Origin of the sequence: Sinorhizobium chiapasense (assembly GCF_045277575.1) — a bacterium.
GTDB lineage: Bacteria > Pseudomonadota > Alphaproteobacteria > Rhizobiales > Rhizobiaceae > Ensifer > Ensifer chiapasense_A.
Window position 1 is genome coordinate 1766765 of record NZ_CP144205.1, and the last position, 19614, is coordinate 1786378.

18 protein-coding genes and 1 pseudogene are annotated in these 19614 nt (G+C 64.1%); 6 read left to right on the forward strand and 13 right to left on the reverse strand.

Annotated elements, in window-relative coordinates; genetic code table 11:
* Positions 1-66: 66 nt before the first annotated feature.
* Positions 67-1689: an ABC-F family ATP-binding cassette domain-containing protein gene (locus tag QM996_RS08555; protein ID WP_500270058.1), complete on the forward strand. Its 1623-nt coding sequence runs from the start codon at positions 67-69 to the stop codon at positions 1687-1689.
* A gap of 201 nt (positions 1690-1890) precedes the next feature.
* Entirely contained in the window at positions 1891-2076 is a 186-nt protein-coding gene (locus tag QM996_RS08560) for a hypothetical protein (RefSeq protein ID WP_500270059.1), read from the forward strand.
* A 118-nt stretch (positions 2077-2194) separates the two neighbouring features.
* On the opposite strand, the gene gnd is transcribed toward QM996_RS08560, so the two are convergent.
* The 5 genes from gnd to ccoG all read right to left on the reverse strand — a co-directional run bounded on the left by gnd (position 2195) and on the right by ccoG (position 8347).
* A complete protein-coding gene (gnd, locus tag QM996_RS08565) occupies positions 2195-3625 on the reverse strand; it encodes an NADP(+)-dependent, decarboxylating phosphogluconate dehydrogenase (protein WP_500270060.1) in 1431 nt (476 codons plus the stop codon).
* 180 nt (positions 3626-3805) lie between these two features.
* A complete protein-coding gene (gene ccoS, locus QM996_RS08570; RefSeq protein WP_034788403.1) occupies positions 3806-3964 on the reverse strand; it encodes a cbb3-type cytochrome oxidase assembly protein CcoS in 159 nt (52 codons plus the stop codon).
* On the reverse strand, positions 3961-6252 hold the full coding sequence (locus QM996_RS08575; RefSeq protein ID WP_500270061.1) for a cation-translocating P-type ATPase: 2292 nt from the start codon (positions 6250-6252) through the stop codon (positions 3961-3963). Before QM996_RS08575 ends, ccoS begins: the two co-directional genes overlap by 4 nt.
* Complete coding sequence (locus QM996_RS08580) at positions 6249-6770, reverse strand: FixH family protein (protein ID WP_500270274.1); 522 nt, start codon at positions 6768-6770, stop codon at positions 6249-6251. Before QM996_RS08580 ends, QM996_RS08575 begins: the two co-directional genes overlap by 4 nt.
* 2 nt (positions 6771-6772) lie before the next feature.
* Positions 6773-8347: an RdxA/RdxB/FixG family protein gene (gene ccoG / locus QM996_RS08585; RefSeq protein WP_500270062.1), complete on the reverse strand. Its 1575-nt coding sequence runs from the start codon at positions 8345-8347 to the stop codon at positions 6773-6775.
* A gap of 343 nt (positions 8348-8690) precedes the next feature.
* Between ccoG and QM996_RS08590 the strand changes: the two genes are divergently transcribed.
* From QM996_RS08590 to QM996_RS08600, 3 genes are all read left to right on the forward strand, one after another.
* Complete coding sequence (locus QM996_RS08590; RefSeq protein ID WP_500270275.1) at positions 8691-9491, forward strand: AraC family transcriptional regulator; 801 nt, start codon at positions 8691-8693, stop codon at positions 9489-9491.
* A gap of 64 nt (positions 9492-9555) precedes the next feature.
* Complete coding sequence (locus QM996_RS08595) at positions 9556-9978, forward strand: SRPBCC family protein (protein WP_500270063.1); 423 nt, start codon at positions 9556-9558, stop codon at positions 9976-9978.
* The gene (locus QM996_RS08600) at positions 9971-10324 is read left to right on the forward strand and encodes a VOC family protein (RefSeq protein ID WP_500270064.1); all 354 of its coding nucleotides are present in this window, start codon (positions 9971-9973) and stop codon (positions 10322-10324) included. The genes QM996_RS08595 and QM996_RS08600 overlap by 8 nt, the downstream gene beginning before the upstream one ends.
* Positions 10325-10617: 293 nt before the next feature.
* Here QM996_RS08600 and ccoP read toward each other — a convergent pair whose 3' ends face one another.
* The 4 genes and pseudogenes from ccoP to ccoN form a co-directional block, all read right to left on the reverse strand.
* Complete coding sequence (gene ccoP / locus QM996_RS08605; RefSeq protein ID WP_500270065.1) at positions 10618-11481, reverse strand: cytochrome c family protein; 864 nt, start codon at positions 11479-11481, stop codon at positions 10618-10620.
* An 87-nt stretch (positions 11482-11568) separates the two neighbouring features.
* Positions 11569-11718, reverse strand: a pseudogene (locus QM996_RS08610) (cbb3-type cytochrome c oxidase subunit 3); the annotation flags it as partial.
* An 11-nt stretch (positions 11719-11729) separates the two neighbouring features.
* Positions 11730-12461 (reverse strand): cbb3-type cytochrome c oxidase subunit II, encoded by a 732-nt coding sequence (ccoO, locus tag QM996_RS08615; protein WP_500270066.1) that lies wholly within the window; start codon positions 12459-12461, stop codon positions 11730-11732.
* Positions 12462-12474: 13 nt separating this feature from the next.
* Positions 12475-14103: a cbb3-type cytochrome c oxidase subunit I gene (gene ccoN, locus QM996_RS08620; RefSeq protein ID WP_500270067.1), complete on the reverse strand. Its 1629-nt coding sequence runs from the start codon at positions 14101-14103 to the stop codon at positions 12475-12477.
* A gap of 254 nt (positions 14104-14357) precedes the next feature.
* Between ccoN and QM996_RS08625 the strand changes: the two genes are divergently transcribed.
* Positions 14358-14792, forward strand: a complete 435-nt coding sequence (locus QM996_RS08625; RefSeq protein ID WP_500270276.1) for a hemerythrin domain-containing protein — start codon at positions 14358-14360, stop codon at positions 14790-14792.
* 214 nt (positions 14793-15006) lie between these two features.
* Here QM996_RS08625 and QM996_RS08630 read toward each other — a convergent pair whose 3' ends face one another.
* The 4 genes from QM996_RS08630 to QM996_RS08645 all read right to left on the reverse strand — a co-directional run bounded on the left by QM996_RS08630 (position 15007) and on the right by QM996_RS08645 (position 19614).
* Positions 15007-15717, reverse strand: coding sequence for a PAS domain-containing protein (locus QM996_RS08630; protein ID WP_429807592.1), 711 nt, complete (start codon positions 15715-15717; stop codon positions 15007-15009).
* Between the two features lie 369 nt (positions 15718-16086).
* Complete coding sequence (locus tag QM996_RS08635) at positions 16087-17016, reverse strand: lipid A biosynthesis lauroyl acyltransferase (RefSeq protein WP_500270277.1); 930 nt, start codon at positions 17014-17016, stop codon at positions 16087-16089.
* An 11-nt stretch (positions 17017-17027) separates the two neighbouring features.
* On the reverse strand, positions 17028-18056 hold the full coding sequence (locus QM996_RS08640) for a zinc-binding dehydrogenase (protein ID WP_500270068.1): 1029 nt from the start codon (positions 18054-18056) through the stop codon (positions 17028-17030).
* Between the two features lie 274 nt (positions 18057-18330).
* On the reverse strand, positions 18331-19614 hold the full coding sequence (locus tag QM996_RS08645) for a beta-ketoacyl-ACP synthase II (protein ID WP_500270069.1): 1284 nt from the start codon (positions 19612-19614) through the stop codon (positions 18331-18333).

A 19614-nucleotide genomic window follows, 5' to 3' on the forward strand; every position in this document is an offset into this window, starting at 1 on the left:
TGCGACAGGCCGGGGCAACATTTCGGCGCGACGGCGCCCCTCTCCTCCCTTCAGGCTACCGCAGACATGATCCGCATCGAAAACATCAGCAAGCAGCTCAGCCACCGCATCCTATTCATCGAAGCCTCTGCTGCACTCAATCGCGGCGAAAAGGTCGGCCTCGTCGGGCCGAACGGCGCCGGCAAGACCTCGCTCTTCCGCATGATCACCGGCGAGGAAGTACCGGATGAGGGCCAGGTCGCCGTCGATAAGGGCGTGACCATCGGCTACTTCAACCAGGACGTCGGCGAAATGGCCGGCGGCAGCGCCGTTGCCGAGGTGATGAACGGTGCGGGTCCGGTGAGCGAAGTCGCCGCCGAGCTGCACGAGCTCGAGGCTGCCATGGTCGATCCGGATCGTCTCGACGAGATGGACGCGATCATCGAGCGCTATGGTGAGGTGCAGGCGCGCTACGAGGAGCTCGGCGGCTACGCGCTCGAGGGGCGCGCCCGCGAAGTGCTGGCGGGCCTGAGCTTCAGCCAGGAAATGATGGACGGCGACGTGTCGGCACTTTCGGGAGGCTGGAAGATGCGCGTGGCGCTTGCGCGTATCCTGCTGATGCGGCCCGACGTTATGCTGCTGGACGAGCCGAGCAACCACCTGGATCTCGAAAGCCTGATCTGGCTCGAAGACTTCCTCAAGAACTACGATGGCGCGCTGATGATGACCTCGCACGACCGCGAGTTCATGAACCGCATCATTACTAAAGTTATCGAGATCGACGGCGGCTCGCTCAATGCCTATTCCGGCGACTACGGCTTCTACGAGCAGCAGCGCGCCCAGAACGAAAAGCAGCAGCAGGCGCAGTTCGAGCGCCAGCAGGCGATGCTTGCCAAGGAGATCAAGTTCATCGAGCGCTTCAAGGCGCGCGCCTCGCACGCAGCCCAGGTGCAGAGCCGGGTGAAGAAACTCGACAAGATCGACCGGGTCGAGCCGCCGAAGCGCCGCCAGTCGGTCGCCTTCGAATTCCGCCCGGCGCCGCGCTCCGGCGAAGATGTCATCAACATCAAGGGCGTTCATAAGAAATATGGCAGCCGGAGCATCTATGAGGGGCTCGACTTCATGGTGCGCCGCCGCGAGCGCTGGTGCATCATGGGCATCAACGGTGCCGGCAAGTCCACGCTCTTGAAGCTCGTTGCCGGCTCCACCGAGCCGGACGAAGGCAATGTTACCCTCGGCGCCAGCGTCAAGATGGGTTACTTCGCCCAGCACGCCATGGACCTGCTCGACGGAGAGCGCACGGTACTGCAGCAGCTCGAAGACACCTTCCCGCAGGCCGGCCAGGCGCCGCTTCGCGCGCTTGCCGGCTGCTTCGGCTTTTCCGGCGACGACGTCGAGAAGAAGTGCCGCGTGCTTTCCGGCGGCGAGAAGGCGCGCCTGGTGATGGCAATCATGCTCTTCGATCCGCCGAACCTGCTGGTGCTCGACGAGCCGACCAACCACCTGGACCTCGACACCAAGGAAATGCTGATCAAGGCGCTGGCGGAATACGAAGGCACCATGCTCTTCGTCTCGCACGACCGCCACTTCCTCGCCGCACTCTCCAACCGCGTGCTGGAGCTGACGCCCGAAGGCATCCACCAATATGGCGGCGGCTATACCGAATACGTCGCCCGCACCGGCCAGGAGGCCCCGGGGCTCAGGAGCTAAGCCTCAGCCTGCCCGCGCGCCGCTTTCGCAAGCCCGGCGCGCTTTTCCGTTCGGAACCATCTCGACTGTCAGCGGTTATCCTATTGACGTAGGCAGCGCATCGTCCGGGGGGCTTCGCGCGTCTCATGGACCGTGATGCTGAGGTGCCGACGGTGCGTTGCCGCCATCGTTTGCTGGTAACGATGAAAGCGCGTGGGCATCATGAAGACCAAGCACTATGTGCTGCAAATTTTTCGGGCCGCCTTCACCGACAGGCTGTTGCTGATCATCGTTGTGTTGATGACCGCCTCGCTCTTCGCCGTGTTGCCGATCAAGTCATGCTCCAATCCGGGCCCCTCGAGCGGCCCCGGTTCGGCGGAGATATCGACGCCCGTATCGAAGGCCTAGGCAGCGTGTCGCGTGGCCGAAGGGGTTGCCCCGCAGGGCCAAAGGGGTTGCCACGCAGGGCCAAATGGCAAACGGGGCGGCCAAGGCCGCCCCGCTTCAAACTGCTCTATCGTCAGATTTAGCCGTTGAGGCCGCTGCCCCACGGGCCGTGGTGGCTGTCGGCGCCGTCGGTGCGGTCGAAGCCGTGGGCGCCGAAGAAGTCGCGCTGCGCCTGGATGACGTTGGCCGTGCCGCGGCCGCGGCGGTAGCTGTCGAAATAGCCGAGCGCCGAGGCGAGCGCCGGCACCGGCAGGCCGCCGAGCACCGCCGCCGAGACGACGCGCCGCAGCGCCCCGTCGGTCTCCTTGACCATGGCGGCAAAGGCCGGGGTGACGATCAGGTTGGCGGCATCCGGCGCCTTGGTGAAGGCGGTGGTGATCTCGTCGAGGAACTGCGAACGGATGATGCAGCCGGCGCGCCAGATCTTGGCGATCGTCGGCATCGGCAGGTTCCAGCCGAACTCCTTCGACGCCGCCGACATCACCGCAAAGCCCTGCGCATAGGCGCCGATCTTGGCGGCGAGCAGCGCGCTTTCGAGATCCTTGATGAAGGCGCCCCTGTCGGCCACCTGGAAGTCACCGACCTGAGGAAGCCCAAGGATCTTCTCGGCCGCCTCGCGCTCGTCCTTCATCGAGGAGATGCTGCGCGCGGCAACCGCCGCCTCGATGCCGGTCGCCGGCACGCCCATGTTCTGCGCCTCGATCACCGACCATTTGCCGGTGCCCTTCTGGCCGGCCCTGTCGAGGATCATGTCGACGATCGGCTTGCCGGTCAGCGGGTCGGCCGCCTTCAGCACCTTTTCGGTGATCTCGATCAGGTAGGAGTTGAGGCGGCCCCTGTTCCAGGCGCCGAAGACCTCGCCGATTTCGGTCGCCGACATCTTCAGGCCGTCGCGCAGGATGCCGTAGATTTCGGCGATCATCTGCATGTCGGCATATTCGATGCCGTTGTGGATCGTCTTGACGAAGTGGCCGGCGCCGTTTTCACCGAGCCAGGCAACGCACGGGTCGTTGTCGTATTTCGCGGCGATCGAGGTCAGCACGCTTTCGACCCGCTTCCAGGACTCTTCGGTGCCGCCGACCATGATCGACGGACCGTGGCGCGCGCCTTCTTCTCCGCCGGAAACGCCCATGCCGATGAAGGTGAGGCCGGAATCCTTCAGCGCCTCGAAGCGGCGCATCGTGTCGCGGAAATTGGCGTTGCCGGCATCGATCATGATGTCGCCCTTGGCGAGATACGGCTTGAGGATTTCCATCTGCTGGTCGACCGGCTCGCCGGCCTTGATCATGATGATGATCGGACGCGGCGGGCGGATGGCGGCGACGAACGCTTCAATCGTGTCGCAGGGCACGATCTGACCCTGGAGCTCGCCGGCTTCCGCGTAGAATTTGTGCGTCGCCTCGACGGTGCGGTTGAACACCGCGATCTTGTTGCCCTTTTCAGCGATGTTGAGCGCCAGGTTCGAGCCCATGACACCGAGACCGATTAGGCCGATTTCCGCCTGTGACACGTGATTGCCTCCATTGGACAGAAGTGCCGGGCGCGATCGGGATAAGCGCGTCAGAGCCGGCCCTTCGAATTGAACTTCGCCCTCTCGTGGCGGGCTCTGTCGAAGGCCCTGGCGCGAGAAGCGACGGCGGAGGTTGTTTTGGCATTCAAATCGATTAACGACAAGCGATTCCTGACAAAATCACTTCTTTTCGGGCTTGCCGTCGCCATCGTCGAGCACCCGCCAGGACGCGCCTTCGAGGTCTTCATACTGCCCGCTCTTCAGTGCCCAGAGGAAGGCGGCAAGCCCGATGCCGCCCAGAAACAGCGCGATGGGGATGAGATAGATCAGCGTGTTCATGAGGCATTCCCGACCGGTCGCAGGGTGGCGGGCGCCCGGCCGTCCGGTGCCGCCTCGGCGACATTGCCCGTGGCGGCGCGCAGGCGCAAGGCATTGGCAACGACGATCACCGACGAGGTTGACATGGCAACCGCTGCGATCAGCGGCGTCGCATAGCCGAGGATCGCGATCGGCACGGCGATCACGTTGTAGCCGATCGCCAGCGCAAAATTCTGGCGGATCAGTCGCCCGGCCCGGCGCGACGTGTCGATCGCCATCGGCACGGCATTGAGCCCCTGGTGCAGGAAGACGAAGTCCGCCGCCTGGCGGCCGACGTCCGCCGCCGTTGCCGGCGCCATCGACACGTGCGCTGCCCGCAGCGCTGGGGCGTCGTTGATACCGTCGCCGACCATCAGTACGCGGTGACCGCCCTCGGCGGCAGCCGCGCACTCATCGACCTTGCCGCGCGGTGTCAGTTCCGCCTGGAAGCGTGCGATGCCGACCCGGTGGGCAAGCGCCGCGACGACAGGCGCGCGGTCGCCCGAAAGAATGCCGGTCGACAGACCCAGCCGCCCGAGTTCCTCGATGCTTTCGCGGGCGAAGGGCCGCAACCGGTCCTCGAAGCGGAAGCAGGCGAGTTCGTGGCCGTCGAGCGAGAGAACCGCCTCGGACTGGCCGCTCGCCTCGCCGGCATCGCCGCAGGCAAAGGCGCGGCTGCCGAGCCGATAGACGCCCGCCTCCGTGTGGACTTCGATGCCGGCACCGGGGATTTCCCTGATCTCGCCGGCAATGACAGGTGCAAGCTTCGCGGCGTCGTGAATGGCCATCGCCAGCGGATGGCGCGAATGGGCGGCAAGTCCAGCCGCCGTCGCCAGCACCGATGGCGGAATGTCCTGGCCGTTGACGAGCCGAGGCTCGCCCATCGTCAGCGTGCCGGTCTTGTCGAGCAGCACGGTATCGATCTCGGCGAGCCGCTCCATGGCCGAGCCGTCCTTGACCATGACACCGTTCTGGAAAAGCCGTCCGGCGGCAATGACCTGTACGACCGGCACGGCAAGGCCGAGCGCGCAGGGGCAGGTGATGATCAGCACCGCGACCGCGACCAGCATCGCATGGTGGAAATCGCCATTGACGAACATCCAGCCGATGAAGCTCAAAAGCGCGAGCAGATGCACCGCCGGCGAATAATATTGCGCCGCCCGGTCGGCGATGCGGCGGTACCGCGCCCTGCCCCCTTCGGCGGCCTCCATCAGCCCCATGATCTCGGCAAGCAGCGAGTCGCGCGCCGCAGCCGTCGCCTCGATCGTCAGCGGTCCGGTGAGGTTCAGTGTGCCGGCCTCGACCGTGTCGCCGCTCTTGACCGCTGCGGGTGCGCTCTCGCCGTTGACGATCGAGCGATCGAGATCGCTCGCCCCCGTGAGAATGCGGCCGTCGACCGGGATGCGCTCGCCGGCTGATATCGCCAGCTTCTCGCCCGGCTTGATCTCGTCGACGGGACGATATTCCCGCCCGCCGGCCGCATCGAGGACCATGGCGCCGCGCGGCGAAAGCCGCGCGAGGCTGCTGATCGCCGAGCGGGCGCGTCCGCGCATCATATGGTCGAGCGTGCGGCCGATCAGCAGGAAGAAGAGCAGCATCACCGTGCCGTCGAACCAGGCATGGGTGCCATGGGTGATCGTCTCATAGAGCGAGATCGAGAAGGACAGCGTGATCGCGAGCGCAATCGGCACATCCATGTTGGTGCGGCCGTGCTTCAAGGCGTTCCACGCAGACGCATAGAAGAAGCGCCCAGCATAGATCAGCGTCGGCGCGGCAATGAGCGCCGAGATCCAGTGGAAGAGATCGCGGGTGGCCGCTTCCGCCCCCGACCAGACGGAGACCGAAAGCAGCATGATATTGGCCGAGGCGAAGCCCGAGACGGCGACGGCGCGCACCAGTTTCTTCAGCGTCTGGTCGCCCTCCTCCTCGCCCGGCGCGAAGAGATGGGTCTCATAGCCGCGGGCGCGAATGGTGCGCGCCAGTTCCTGCGGCTCGGTGCGGGCGCCGTCGACCTCTTCCTTCCAGACGATCGACACGCGCCGCGACGAAAGGTTCACCCGCGCCCGCTCGACCTCGGGCCGCGCTTTCAAGGCACCCTCGAGTGTCATGATGCAGGCGCCGCAATGCACGCCGGGCACGCTGAGATCCGTCTGGCGCAGCCCGCCGCCAAGCGACCGGCTCGTCAGCCACAGCTCTTCCGAGCTTGGCAGCCCCTGTCCAGCCCTGTCGATCTCCAGAGCCATTTCGGTCCCGGGAGCGCAGCAGCTCATGGGGTCTCTCCCGGCACCATGAAGCGGACCGCCTGGCGATAGACGACGGTATCGCCCTTGGTCGCCGTAATGTCGGCGATCCACTGACCGCGCTTGAGAACCGCGGCGGCGACGAAGACACCCTCGCCCTGATGCGCCATCTCGACGGTCACATCCTCATGCTCCTCGACCGGGCGCTTCAGGATCGCGACCACCTTGTCGGCGGTCAGCTCCGGCCTGCCCTGGCGCGTCAGCGTATAGCGCAGGGCACCGGGCTCGATCGCGAGCTTGCCGTCGAGACCGCTGGCGGCAAAGGCCTTCGCCTCCTTCACCTTGCCGTTGAACTGCTGGCTCGCGACATAGGTGTTCTGAACCACCAGCCCGCTCCAGCTATGGCTGGCGTTCCAGGCCATGATCACGTTGACGGTGATGATCGTGCCGAAGAACAGCACCATGACGCCCAGCATGTGCCAGCCGGTAAAGGGGCGCGGTGCCTTTGCCTGTTTCGCCCCTGCCTGGTTCGCCCCTAGCTGATTCATTGTCATTTCGCGGCTCCCGGGCTGTTGAAGTTGGCCTTGTAGACGTCGCGCTCGTGGCTCGACGGATCCTCGACGATCAGGCTGAAACCATCGGCCGCTTCGCCAAGCTTCTCCTTCGGCAGAGTCACGAACACCTTGACCGCCGTCACCTTGTCCGGATCGACCCCGACGGCAAAGGTGCGGCCGTCGCCCGGGGCATGACCGGCAAGGCGCATCGTCGCCGAGGGCATGCCCTCGATCGCGAGCGTGATGGTGCGTTGTTCGGGGATCATGTTCAAGAGCTTGACCATGTAGCCGTTGCGCACCGAGCCATCGGATTCGACGACGAATTGCGGGTTGCGGTCGTGCAGCACGTTGAGTTCCAGCCGGTCGCGCGACAGTAGCGCATAGAGCAGACCGATGCCGACGAGCGTCCAGACCCCGAGATAGAGCAGCACGCGCGGGCGGAAGACGATCTTCCAGTTGAAATGGCGAACCTTGTCGGAGAAGGCGCCGTCCGCATCGCGAACCCGGCTCGGGTCGATGGCCGTCGTGCCGCCATCGGTGGCGAGCGCCATGTTGGACGCATAATCGTTCAGCGTCGCGTAGGAAATCAGCCCGCGCTCGCGGCCGAGCTTGTCCATGACGCCGTTGCAGGCGTCGATGCAGAGCGCGCAGGTGATGCATTCGAGCTGCTGGCCGTCGCGGATGTCGATGCCCATTGGACAGACGACGACGCAGGCGTTGCAATCGACGCAATCGCCGACCGCCTCGCCTGCTGCCACCGCCTTCTTCTGGTGGCGCGAGCGCGGCTCGCCGCGCCAGTCGTTGTAAGTCACGACAAGCGAGTTCTCATCCAGCATCGCCGCCTGGATGCGCGGCCACGGGCACATATAGGTGCAGACCTGCTCGCGCATCAGGCCGCCGAAGACATAGGTGGTGGCTGTCAGGATGCCGACGGTCATGTAGGCGACAGCCGGCGCTTCGAGCGAAACGAAGCTTTTGAGCAGCGTCGGCGCATCGGCGAAATAGAAGATCCAGGCACCGCCGGTGGCGATGCCGATCAGGATCCAGATCGAATGCTTCGACACGCGCTTGCCGATCTTGTCGAGCGTCCACGGCCCGGCATCGAGCTTCATGCGGGCATTGCGGTCGCCCTCGATGAAGCGTTCCACCACCAGGAACAGATCGACCCACACGGTCTGCGGACAGGTATAGCCGCACCAGGCGCGACCGACGGCCGAGGTCACCAGGAACAGGCCGAAGCCCGCCATGACGAGCAGGCCGGCAACGAAGAAGAATTCCTGCGGCCAGATCTCGATGAAGAAGAAATAGAAGCGCCGGGCGGCGAGATCGACGAGCACCGCCTGGTCGGGCGCATGCGCGCCGCGATCCCAGCGGATCCACGGCGTCAGATAGTAGATGCCGAGCGTCACCAGCATCACCAGCCACTTGAAGCGGCGGAAACTGCCCTCGGCGCGCTTCGGGAAGATCTTCTTGCGTTTTTCGTAAAGCGGCTTGCGCACATGCGCCGCATTGACCGGTTCGGCCTCGTGACGTTCGACAGAGGCAGGATTTGCGGCTGGATGAGGGCTCATTTGTGGGAAATCCCCGGATATGTCATGTATTGCACCACGTTTTGCCCGATTTGGCCGCCGAAAACGTTGATCTGTGTCAAGTTTGCGGGCCAAAGCGCCCGCATGCGGCGAAAGGTCCAGGGTGGGCGTCGGAGCGCATCCCCACCATGTTCGACGCGGCGGATTGCCATCCTGCTCCTCTCCGGTACCATTGCCGAACTGACGAAGGACTATTTCGCCTCTAGGCGGCAGGGTCTCGATCCGGTGTTTCACGCCGTATCCGGAGCTGCTGGGCCAGATCGCCGGCGAGATCAGGTCGCGCAAAGAGGCAATCGGGCACGGGCCGAAGCGTGGAGGACACGGCATGGACGGCTCCCAAGAGCCGCTGACGCTTGCAAAGCAGCACGGGATCTATCGCGAGCGCGCCGCACCTCCAGCGCTTGTCCGCCATGTCGAATGCCTCTGGAGCCACCAGATGCCGGCGGGACCGCCCGCGCCGATCGCGGTCGTGCCCGACGGTTGCGTCGATATCCTCTGGTCGGATCGCGGTCTCGTGGTCGCCGGCCCCGACCGGGTTGCCGCCTTTCCAGTGATCGCCGCCGGCGCCAAGGTCGTCGGCCTGCGCTTCCGGCCGGGCGTCGCCGCGTCCTTCCTGCGCACATCGCTTTCCGAGATCACCGGTGAAATCGTCCCGCTCGACGCCTTCTGGGGCAAGGCCGGGCGCGAACTCGACGTAAAGCTTCAGGACGCATCGGATTCGGCACGCCGCGCCGACATCCTGGCGGAGGCCGTGCTGCAGCGTCTGCCAGCGGTTGCGCCGCCATCGAGCGACGTCGCCGCCTGCCTCGCCTACCTGCAGCAGAATCATGATTCCTCGGACAATCCAATCCGGTCGCTGGCCGCTGCCACCGGCACCAGCGAACGGACGCTGCGCCGCCGCTGCCACGAGCATTTCGGCTATGGCGCCAAGACGCTCGACCGCATTCTCCGCCTGCAACGCTTCCTCGCAGCCTGCCGCCGCGAACTGTCGGTGAGCCTCGGCATCCTTGCGCTCGATGCCGGTTACGCCGACCAGGCGCATCTTTCGCGCGAGACAAAGGAGCTGGCATCGCTTTCGCCTGCGGAGATCCGCCGTCAGCTTGGCGGCCATCGGCAGGCCGCCTGACTGGCCGTTTCGTTCAAGACCGGCGCGCTCCCCCGTGCTAATTCTGCGTTCAGGAGAACCAAGCATGGCAACACTTGAAGCGAAGATCGTTCACACCACCATCGACCGCGACTGGCACGAGGTCTATGCCTTCATGGCCAAGCACGAGAACATGCCCCGCTGGGCGTCCGGCCTCTCGTCAGGCCTCACGCGTGACGGCGAGGACTGGCTGGCGCCGGGACCGCTCGGCGATGCGCGCGTGCGCTTTGCCCCCGACAACGACTTCGGCGTCGTCGATCATCTCGTCACGCTTGCAGATGGCACCAAGGTCAACAACGCGCTGCGCGTCGTGCCGAACGGCGACGGGGCGGAGGTGATGTTCACGCTTCTGCGCCAGCCGGGCATGAGCGCGGAACAATTTGCCGGCGACGCCGGTTGGGTGGCGAAGGATCTCGCCACTTTGAAATCTCTCATGGAATCCGGAAAAGACAGGGTGAAAAATGGGTAACAAGGGCAACGACAGCCGCATCGACTATATCGAATTCAACGTCGCCGACATCGCTGCGAGCAAGGCCTTCTACGGCGGCGCCTTCGGCTGGACCTTCACCGACTATGGCCCGGAATATTGCGAGTTCCAGGACGGCCGGTTGACCGGCGGCTTCACGACTACCGGCCCTGTCGGCAGCGGCGGACCGCTGGTCATCATCTATGCCGACAATCTCGAGCAAACACAGGCCCGTGTCGAAAAGGCAGGCGGCAAGATCGTCAAGCCGATCTTTTCCTTCCCCGGCGGCCGCCGCTTCCACTTCGCCGACCCGGATGGTTATGAGCTGGCGGTGTGGTCGGCGCAGTAAAGCTGACAACGTCCCGCCGCGCTGGAATGAGAAAGGCCGCGTCGCAGGCGCGGCCACATGTTCTCGGCTTATGAGCCTCGCGGCCACTGCGCGCTTGGCGATCTCGCCCCTCACTGTCCTGCCGGACATCTCTCCCCGCAGGCGGGGAGAGAGACGCTGGGCGCAGGACCTTCGCCAAGCTTCAGCCGTAGAGGGGGGGCGGAGCCGGAGCCGCTTGCGCCCTTCTCCCCGCAGCCGGGGAGAAGGTGCCGGTAGGCGGATGAGGGGCAACCGCGGCTCAATGCCGGCGCGCCCTACTCGCCGCCACCCAGCGAATGCACGAAGACGGCGAGCTGCTTGACCGTGGTGTCGCCGAGGCGCGGCAGCCAGGCGGGCATGACGCCGTGCTTCGGCGCCTTCATCTGCGCGATGATCGCCTGCTCGCCCTCGCCCTTCAGCCACAATGCGTCAGCCAGGTTCGGGGCGCCGAACTCGCGGTTGCCCTTGGCGTCGGCGCCATGGCACGAGGCACAGTTGGCCTCGAACAATGCCTTGCCCGGCTCGACCATCGAGACGTCCGACGGCGTGCCGGTGAGGCTGACGACGTAGGCTGCCGTCTGCTTGATCTCTTCCGGCTGCAGGATTTCGGTAAACGACGGCATTTCCGAAACGCGGGTCTCGCCGTCGCCATCATAGCGGATGCCGTGGGCGATCGTCTGGTAGATCTCCTCGGGCTTGCCGCCCCAGAGCCAGTCGTCGTCGTTCAGGTTCGGGAAGCCGGCGGAACCGGCCGCACCCGAGCCGTGGCACTGGGCGCAGTTGACCTTGAAGGCCGAGGCGCCGCCGGAAACGGCGAACTGCTGGAGCTGCGGATCGGCCATGATATCGGCGATCGAACTCGAGGCGATCTTTTCGAGGTTGCCGGCCTGGGCGGCTTTGGCGCTTGCAAGCTCTGCGCTCACCTCGGCGCGGCTCGAATAGCCGAGCACGCCCTTGGTGGCATCCGTCAGGAGCGGTACCGCCGGATAGACGATCATGTAGCCGATCGCCCAGACGATGGTCGCGTAGAAGGTATAGACCCACCAGCGCGGCATCGGGTTGTTGAGTTCGCGGATACCGTCCCATTCGTGGCCGGTGGTCTCGACGCCGCTGATTTCGTCGACGTGTTTTTCCGCCATGGATCAATCCTCCTTACGAGCGGCATGAGCAAAAGTGTGCTGCGGTTTTCCGCCCGCATGCCGCTCTGATTTTTGAGTCTCGATCACATCGTGATCGAAGGGGATGGCTGCGGCCCGGTCGGCGGCCTTCTTGGCGCCGGGCCGGAAGATGAAGGCGACGACGCCGAGGAAGAAGAGCGTCATGGCAAGCAGCGCCCAGCTGTCGGCGAACTGACGCATGGCCGTGTAGGTTTCCATCTGCGTTCTCCTTAGCGATAGCCGGTGGTGTCGTCGTAGGTGGAGAAGTCGACCAGCGTGCCGAGCATCTGCAGATAGGCGACGAGCGCATCCATCTCCGTCAGCTTCTGCGGGTTGCCGTCGAAGTCGCCGAGCTTGGCCTTCGGATAGCGCGCCTCGACGCCCGAAGTGTCGGCATTCGGATCGGCCTGCGCCTTGATGTCAGCCAGCGCGTTGTCGATCATCTCGTCCGTATAGGGAACGCCGACCGCCTTGTTGGCCTTCAGGTTCATGGCGATGTTGTTTACGTCGAGCGGCGTCTCCTTGAGGAAGGCGTAGCTCGGCATCACCGATTCCGGCACCACCGAGCGCGGCTCGGTCATGTGCTGCACGTGCCACTCGTTGGAATAGCGGTCGCCGACGCGGGCAAGATCCGGCCCGGTGCGCTTGGAGCCCCACTGGAACGGATGGTCGTACATGGATTCCGCCGCCAGCGAGTAATGGCCGTAGCGCTCCACTTCGTCGCGGAACGGGCGGATCATCTGGCTGTGACAGACATAGCAGCCTTCGCGGACATAGATGTCGCGGCCGGCGAGCTCCAGCGGCGAATAGGGCCGCATGCCTTCCACCTTCTCGATGGTGTTTTCGAGATAGAAGAGCGGCGCGATTTCCACGATGCCGCCGATGGAGACGACGAGCAGCGAGCCGACGAGCAGCAGGGTGGCGTTACGCTCCAGCGAAGCGTGTTTGTCGAGAATGGACATGGTCTATGCCCTCCTATTCCGCAGCTTTCAGCGCGGGCGTCGCACCGAAGATCGGAGCTTCGTCGCGCTGGCGGCCGAGGATGGTCATTGTTACGTTGAAGGCCATGAGCAGAGCCCCGGAGAGGAACAGTGCGCCGCCAAGTGCACGCAGCACGTAGTAGGGCACCATGGCCGCGACCGATTCCGCGAAGGAATAGACGAGGAAGCCCTGGTCGTCGTACTCGCGCCACATCAGGCCCTGCTGGATGCCGGCGACCCACATGACTGCCGCGTAGACGACGATGCCGAGGGTGGCGAGCCAGAAGTGCCAGTTGACCATGCGCACGCTATAGAGGCGCTCGCGGTTCCACAGCTTCGGAACGAGATAGTAGATCGCGCCGAAGGTGATGAGGCCGTTCCAACCGAGCGCGCCGGAATGCACGTGGCCGATGGTCCAGTCGGTATAGTGGCTGAGCGAGTTGACCGTCTTGATCGACATCATCGGACCTTCGAAGGTCGCCATGCCGTAGAAGGCGACGGCCATCACCATCATGCGGATGATCGGGTCGGTGCGGATCTTGTCCCAGGCGCCCGAGAGCGTCATCAGGCCGTTGATCATGCCGCCCCAGGAGGGCATCCACAGCATGACCGAGAAGACCATGCCGAGCGTCTGCGCCCAGTCGGGCAGCGCCGTATAGTGCAGGTGGTGCGGACCCGCCCAGATGTACATGAAGATCAGCGACCAGAAGTGGATGATCGAAAGCCGGTAGGAATAGACCGGGCGGTTGGCCTGCTTGGGGATGAAGTAATACATCATGCCGAGGAAGCCAGCCGTCAGGAAGAAGCCGACGGCGTTATGCCCGTACCACCATTGCGTCAGCGCATCCTGCACGCCGGCGAAGGCCGAGTAGCTCTTCGAGCCAACGAAGGAAACCGGCACCGCCAGGTTGTTGACGATGTGCAGCATTGCGATCGTGACGATGAAGGCGAGGTAGAACCAGTTGGCCACATAGATATGCGGCTCCTTGCGTGTCAGCAGCGTGCCGAGGAAGGCGACGAGATAGGCAACCCAGACGATCGTCAGCCAGAGGTCGACGTACCATTCCGGCTCCGCATATTCCTTGGACTGGGTGATGCCGAGCAGATAGCCGGTGGCGGCCATGACGATGAAGAGCTGGTAGCCCCAGAACACGAACCAGCCGAGATTGCCGCCGAAGAGGCGCGCGCGGCTGGTGCGCTGGACGATGTAGAAGGACGTCGCGATCAGCGCGTTGCCGCCGAAGGCAAAGATCACTGCCGAGGTGTGCAGCGGCCGCATGCGGCCGAAGTTGAACCAGGGTTCGATGTTGAGGTCCGGAAAGGCGAGCTGGAGCGCAACCACGACGCCCACGAGAAAGCCGACGACGCCCCAGAAGACGGTGGCGATCACGCCATACTTGACCACCTCGTCGAAATATTCCGACTGCGGTGGTGGCGGCGGCGCCCTGCCCGCGGAAACCGGGCTGAACTCGATGCGTCGCATCAGCATGATGGTGCCGGCGAGGAGCACGAAGAACAGCACCCACATATGGGCTTCAAAGTGCCGGTCCTGCGCAAAGCCGGCGCCGACAAGCGCCAGGAATGCACCGACCCCGAGCAGGATCATCTCGAATGTGTATTTCATGGTTGGGTCCCCAACTTGGTCCGATCGCACGCGGAGACACGCCCTGAACGAGGCACGTCACTGCAGCTTGCCGGAAAGTGTCAGAATCGGGGCAGCCCGGCCTTGATTCAGATCAAGGCTGGAGCGCCTCGAATGCATCATCCTCGGCAGACAATAGGGAGCGCCATGGGAGCTGGCGTCTGAAGCCGATGAAAAAGACCTTTGAGGATGGACGAATCCGGAGCCGGCCCGAGCCGCCTCCCCGCCCCGCCCCGATGGCCGAGCCCTTCGCCTGGCTCGCCCGCGCGCATGAAGAACAACTGGCGCTCTGCAACAGCCTCGAGGAAATCGCCGACAGCCTGCCCACGGAAATCGACCGGCAGAAATGCGTCTACGCCGCCAAGGTGCTGCAACCGCTGATCCGCGAGCTGCATTCCGGCGAGGAAAGCCTGGTGTTCCCGTGGATCGAGCGCACCTTCCGCGGCGATCCGACTCTCGGCGCGACGCTGGAGCGGCTGAAATACGAGCACTGCGAAGACGAGTGCTTCGCAGAAGAGCTGACGGAAATGCTGGAGCGTCTCGGCGCCGCCGACCAGACGGTCAATGCCGAGACGGCCGGCTACATGCTGCGCGGCTTCTTTACCAGCCTTAGGCGGCATGTCGGCTTCGAGCGGGAATGTCTGCGCGCCATCACCTCGCCGGCCGAGTGAAGGCGCCAGGGACAAGCTCGTACTTGAGAACGGGATTGAGCGCGGCCGTACTGCGGTCGCGCTTCTTCATTCCGGAAATCGTCTCGCTTGACCTTGCCGACGGGTCTACTGCATGTCTCCTTAAATCGACCTCGATTTAAGGACGAAGACATGCAGCAAATCAAAGTGCTACAGCGACCTTTGCGCGTCTCATAAGACGCGCGGCGCTGTAGCGTCAGGCCGCGATCGCGCGGCGACGGTCGGCATGTTCCTGGATCACCAGGATCGCACCGATGAGCTTGCCGGTGCTGGACATGCACGGCGTCAGCCGGCAGCGAACGACGACCGTGCGCGCATCGACCGTCTTGGCGAAGGTATAGTCGACCACCTCGCCCGCAAAACAGCGATCGAGATAGGATTTCACCCGCTGCTCGAAGCGCTGGATGCCGATGAACTCGACGATATGCCGGCCGATCAGGTCCATCGGGCGGCTCTCCAGATGCTCGGCATTGCGCGGGTTGGTGTAGAGGTAGCGGTAATCCGGCGTAATCACCGCGATGCGATCCGGGAAGCTGTCGAGGATCGCCTCGTTGAGCAGGCCTTCATCGGCCCTGCCCTTGCTCGGCTGGGCCGGCAGCCGCTCGAGCTGGAGGTCGGCGAATTTCTCCGCGCCCGTCGCCGCGAAATAGCGGTTGATCAGCGATTGCAGCAGTTGCGAGTGCCGGAGGACGCAGGAGATGTCGTCGGCTTCGACCCGCAGGATGTCGATCAGGAACTGGAACTGAAGTCGGGCGTCTTCGACGCTCACCGCCTTCTCGTCGTAGACGGATCTGAGGATCGGATCCAATTCGCGATCCAGAATGCCGATCAAATGCTCGTCTGCCGTACGTACGGCATACTGCAGCTGCGAATACTTGAACCAGAACAGCTCAATCAGTGCGTTCAATTCGAAACCCCAATTCCCCACGGCAGAGCCGCTTCGATGCAACTTACAAGACAGGCGTTGATGCTGCAGACACTGATCTAGTTTTGATGCTTCTCCCCACAACTTCCGCGTAAAACCGCACCGCTCCGGTCATCCAAAGCGCTTGCAATCTTCCCCTCGCGAGACAACGTTGAGTTTACACTCATTGCATTAGCGTTCAACAGCAGAAAGAAAAACTTAACCTTTTGAAGCATTTTCAAACAAAATCGGCATGCGCTGCCGCAGGCGGGCCGGCGAAAGTGCCGACCGCCGAGCTTTATGTCCGGACGCGCCAAATCCTCAAAGCCGCCCTGAAGCCAGCTCAAGCGCGCTTGTTCGTGCGGAAGGGAATCAGTCCTTGAGGTAGCGCTTGATGTGCCAGCGGTCGTGATACCAGAGCCACTGGCCGGGATATTCCCTCACCCAGCTTTCCACCTTGTCGTTCAGCACCTGCGCCGTGGCGGTGACGTCGACATTGCCATCTGCCTTTCGCGGAATCGCGATCGCCGGCTCGAGCTCCAGCCGGAAACGGCCGCCGGGCAACCGGATGCAGCGGGCGGGATAGACTTCGCAGTTGAACTGACGGACGAGCTTGGCAAGCAGCGGATTGGTCTGCACGTCCTGGCCGAAGAACTTGGTCTTCAGCCCTTTGCGGAACTTCTGGTCGACGAGAACGCCAACGCCCAGGCCGCGTTCGAGCTGCCGAGCGAGCGCGAAGGACGAGCCGGCATGCGACGGCACGAGATTGCCCATGCGCTCCTCGCGGAACTTGAACACCTTCTCGGCCACATAGGGATTGTTCGGCGGGCGGAACAAGACCGTCACATCGAGACCGAAGGCGGAGCCGGCAACCGGCAGCATCTCGAAATTGCCGCTGTGGGCGGTGAAGACGATGAAGGGGCGCGGATTGTCCCGGAGCTCCAGGAACAACGGAATGCCCGACACTTCGATGCGGCCAGGCGTCGTGCGCTCCGGATCGAAGTCGAAGAGACGGTCGAGGAAGACGTATTCGGCCGCCATGCGGCCCATGTTGCCCCAGCTTTCGAGCGCGATCGCCTCGATCTCCGCATCGCTCTTTTCCGGAAAGGCGTTTCGCAGATTGGTGAGCGTCAGCTTGTGCCGCCCGGTCTTCGGGCCGATGAAGCGCACCGCGCGATCCATGAAGTTGATCGCGCCGTCGGCGGGAAACATCTTCAGGAGCGTCAGCAGCAGAAAGACGAACTGCGCAATCAGCCACTGCCGGGTACGATCCGCCGCCAGCACCAGCCGTGTGATCAGCATGCGCACGTCGATCAGTCCATCTTCAGGATGATCTTGCCGAAGATCTGGCGCGATTCCATGCGCTCCAGTGCCCGGTCGATCTCGTCGAGGCCGACCTCCGTATCGATGACCGGATGCACCAGGCCGCGCGCCATCTTCTGCATGGCATTCGCCATGTTCTCCATGCGGCAGCCGAAGGAGCCGAGCAGCTTCAGCTGCTGCTGGAACAGCATCATCAGGTTCATGTCAGTGGAAACGCCCGAGGTGGAACCACAGGTGACCAGACGGCCGCCGCGCTTCATGCAAAGCATGGAGCCCGCCCAGGTGTCCTTGCCGACGTGCTCGAACACGACGTCGACGCCCTTCTTCTTGGTGAGCTTGCGCACCACGCCTTCGAAGCGGTCGGTGCGGTAGTTGATGACATGGTCGGCGCCGAGCGCCTTCGCCTTCTCGATCTTGTCGTCAGAGCCCACCGTCGTGATCACGGTGCAGCCGATCTTCTTGGCGAGCTGGATCGCCGCCGAGCCGATGCCGGAGCCGCCGGCATGGACGAGGATCGTTTCGCCGGGCTCGAGCTTGGCATTGTCGAACAGCATGTGCTCGACGGTCCCGAAGGTGACCGGAGCAAGGGCTGCGCCGACCGCGTCGACACCCGGAGGTGCCGGAACCAAGAGGCGCGCCGGCAGGTTGATCTTCTCCTGCGCGAAGCCGTCGAGGTGGAAGCCGTGCACGCCGCCGACATGTTCACAGAGATTGTCGCGACCTTCCTTGCACGGGCGGCAGAGACCGCAGGTGCGCGCGCCGTAGATCGAGACGAGCTGGCCCGGCAGCACGCTCGAAACGCCCGGACCGATCGCGTCGACGACGCCGGATGCTTCCGCCCCGATGACGAGCGGCATCTTGCGCTTGGCAAAGGCCATGCCGCGCCAGCCCCAAACGTCGATATGGTTGAGCGCTACCGCCTTGACGCGCAGCGTCACCTCACCCGGGCCGGGTGCTTCCGGTTCCGGAATGTCGGTGATTTCGAGCTTGCGGTCATCGAGCAGTTGCAGGGCGCGCATGGTTCTTCCTTTAAATCTCTATCTAGTCGAGCGGCTGTGCCGTGCTGACTGGGCATATATACACTTTGGGAGAGTGGCGCTGCACCCCCCTCTGGCCTGCCGGCCATCTCCCCCACAAGGGGGGAGATCGACCCGCGGCAAGCCAATCACTCTAAGTCTCAGCGTTAGCGCCTTAGAAGGGCAAGACGGCGCCACATCCAATCTCCCCCCTTGTGGGGGAGATGCCCGGCAGGGCAGAGGGGGGTAACGCCTGAGCCGATCGCCCTCGTGAGACTCAAGCCGGCTCGGCAGTCATGACGAGGCTGGCGTTCTGGCCGCCGAAGCCGAAGGAGTTCGACAGCACCGCAGTCACCTGCTGGCTGCGCTTCACGTTCGGCACCACGTCGAGCACGATCGCCGGATCGGGGTTCTGGTAGTTGATCGTCGGCGGCAGCGTGCCGGTCAGCATCGTCTGGATCGAGAACACCGCCTCGACCGCACCGGCGGCCGTCAGCGTGTGACCGATCATCGACTTGTTAGACGAGACCGGGATCGACGGCAGGCGATCGCCGAAGACGTTCGACATCGACAGGTATTCCATCTTGTCGTTCTCGGGCGTCGAGGTGCCGTGCGCATTGATGTAGCCGATACCGTTTTCGTCGATGCCGGCGTCGGCAAGGGCCGCGCGGATCGTCGCGATCGCCGGGCCACCATCCGGCGAGGAGCGCGTGCGGTGGAAGAGGTCGGCCTTTTCGCCGCAGCCCTTCAGGATGCCGTAGACGCGGGCGCCGCGGGCGACCGCCGCTTCCAGAGATTCGAGCACGAGGGTCGCTGCACCTTCGGCGATGACGAAGCCGTCACGGTCCTTGGTGAAGGGCTTCGACGCCTTTTCCGGCGGATCGTTCTGGGTGGAGAGCGCCGAAAGCAGCGCGAAGCGGATCAGTGCCTCGGCGCTGACCGAACCATCGGTCGCGACCGTCAGCGCACGATCGGTGCGGCCCTGGCGGATCGCCTCGACGCCGAGCTGGATCGCGGTGGCGCCCGAGGCACAGGCGGTCGACAGTGTCACCGGCAGGCCACGCGTGCCGAAGCGATCGGCAAGACGTTCCGAGATCGAGCCGAAGAGCACGGCCTCATGGAACACCGGATCGGCCTTCTGGCGCATGGCGGCGAGGAAACGATTATAGGCGTCGCCCGGCTGTTCCGACGGCGGCGAACGATCGGCAAGCTCGAAGCGCGCGCTCCATTCCGGCTCGACCGGCGGGGCGGCCAGGAACAGCGGGCCGTTGAAATCGCCGGAAATGCCGGCCTGCGCCAGCGCTTCCAGCGTCGTTTCGCGCGCCATGGCATAGGAACGCTCGACGGCATTGTTCGCGGGGATGTCGATGAAATCGACCGTGCCGGAAATGCGGGTGTTCAAGCCCTCGGTCGGGAAACGGGTGATCTTGTGGATGCCCGAGACGCCGCCTGAAAGCGCTGCCCAGTTGTCTTCGACACCCTGGCCGAGCGAGGTGATGACGCCCATGCCGGTGACGGCGATGATCGGGCGGCCGAGATGATCCTTGTAAGCGTTGCTCAT

What these genes read in the sequence shown, in the direction of transcription:
- QM996_RS08555 (WP_500270058.1), top strand. Translation starts at nt 67, where the DNA reads ATGATCCGCATCGAAAACATCAGCAAGCAGCTCAGCCACCGCATCCTA.
- QM996_RS08560 (WP_500270059.1), top strand. Translation starts at nt 1,891, where the DNA reads ATGAAGACCAAGCACTATGTGCTGCAAATTTTTCGGGCCGCCTTCACC.
- ccoS (WP_034788403.1), bottom strand. Translation starts at nt 3,964, where the DNA reads ATGAACACGCTGATCTATCTCATCCCCATCGCGCTGTTTCTGGGCGGC.
- QM996_RS08575 (WP_500270061.1), bottom strand. Translation starts at nt 6,252, where the DNA reads ATGAGCTGCTGCGCTCCCGGGACCGAAATGGCTCTGGAGATCGACAGG.
- QM996_RS08580 (WP_500270274.1), bottom strand. Translation starts at nt 6,770, where the DNA reads ATGAATCAGCTAGGGGCGAACCAGGCAGGGGCGAAACAGGCAAAGGCA.
- ccoG (WP_500270062.1), bottom strand. Translation starts at nt 8,347, where the DNA reads ATGAGCCCTCATCCAGCCGCAAATCCTGCCTCTGTCGAACGTCACGAG.
- QM996_RS08590 (WP_500270275.1), top strand. Translation starts at nt 8,691, where the DNA reads ATGGACGGCTCCCAAGAGCCGCTGACGCTTGCAAAGCAGCACGGGATC.
- QM996_RS08595 (WP_500270063.1), top strand. Translation starts at nt 9,556, where the DNA reads ATGGCAACACTTGAAGCGAAGATCGTTCACACCACCATCGACCGCGAC.
- QM996_RS08600 (WP_500270064.1), top strand. Translation starts at nt 9,971, where the DNA reads ATGGGTAACAAGGGCAACGACAGCCGCATCGACTATATCGAATTCAAC.
- ccoP (WP_500270065.1), bottom strand. Translation starts at nt 11,481, where the DNA reads ATGGCGGAAAAACACGTCGACGAAATCAGCGGCGTCGAGACCACCGGC.
- ccoO (WP_500270066.1), bottom strand. Translation starts at nt 12,461, where the DNA reads ATGTCCATTCTCGACAAACACGCTTCGCTGGAGCGTAACGCCACCCTG.
- ccoN (WP_500270067.1), bottom strand. Translation starts at nt 14,103, where the DNA reads ATGAAATACACATTCGAGATGATCCTGCTCGGGGTCGGTGCATTCCTG.
- QM996_RS08625 (WP_500270276.1), top strand. Translation starts at nt 14,358, where the DNA reads ATGGCCGAGCCCTTCGCCTGGCTCGCCCGCGCGCATGAAGAACAACTG.
- QM996_RS08635 (WP_500270277.1), bottom strand. Translation starts at nt 17,016, where the DNA reads ATGCTGATCACACGGCTGGTGCTGGCGGCGGATCGTACCCGGCAGTGG.
- QM996_RS08640 (WP_500270068.1), bottom strand. Translation starts at nt 18,056, where the DNA reads ATGCGCGCCCTGCAACTGCTCGATGACCGCAAGCTCGAAATCACCGAC.
- QM996_RS08645 (WP_500270069.1), bottom strand. Translation starts at nt 19,614, where the DNA reads ATGAGCAACGCTTACAAGGATCATCTCGGCCGCCCGATCATCGCCGTC.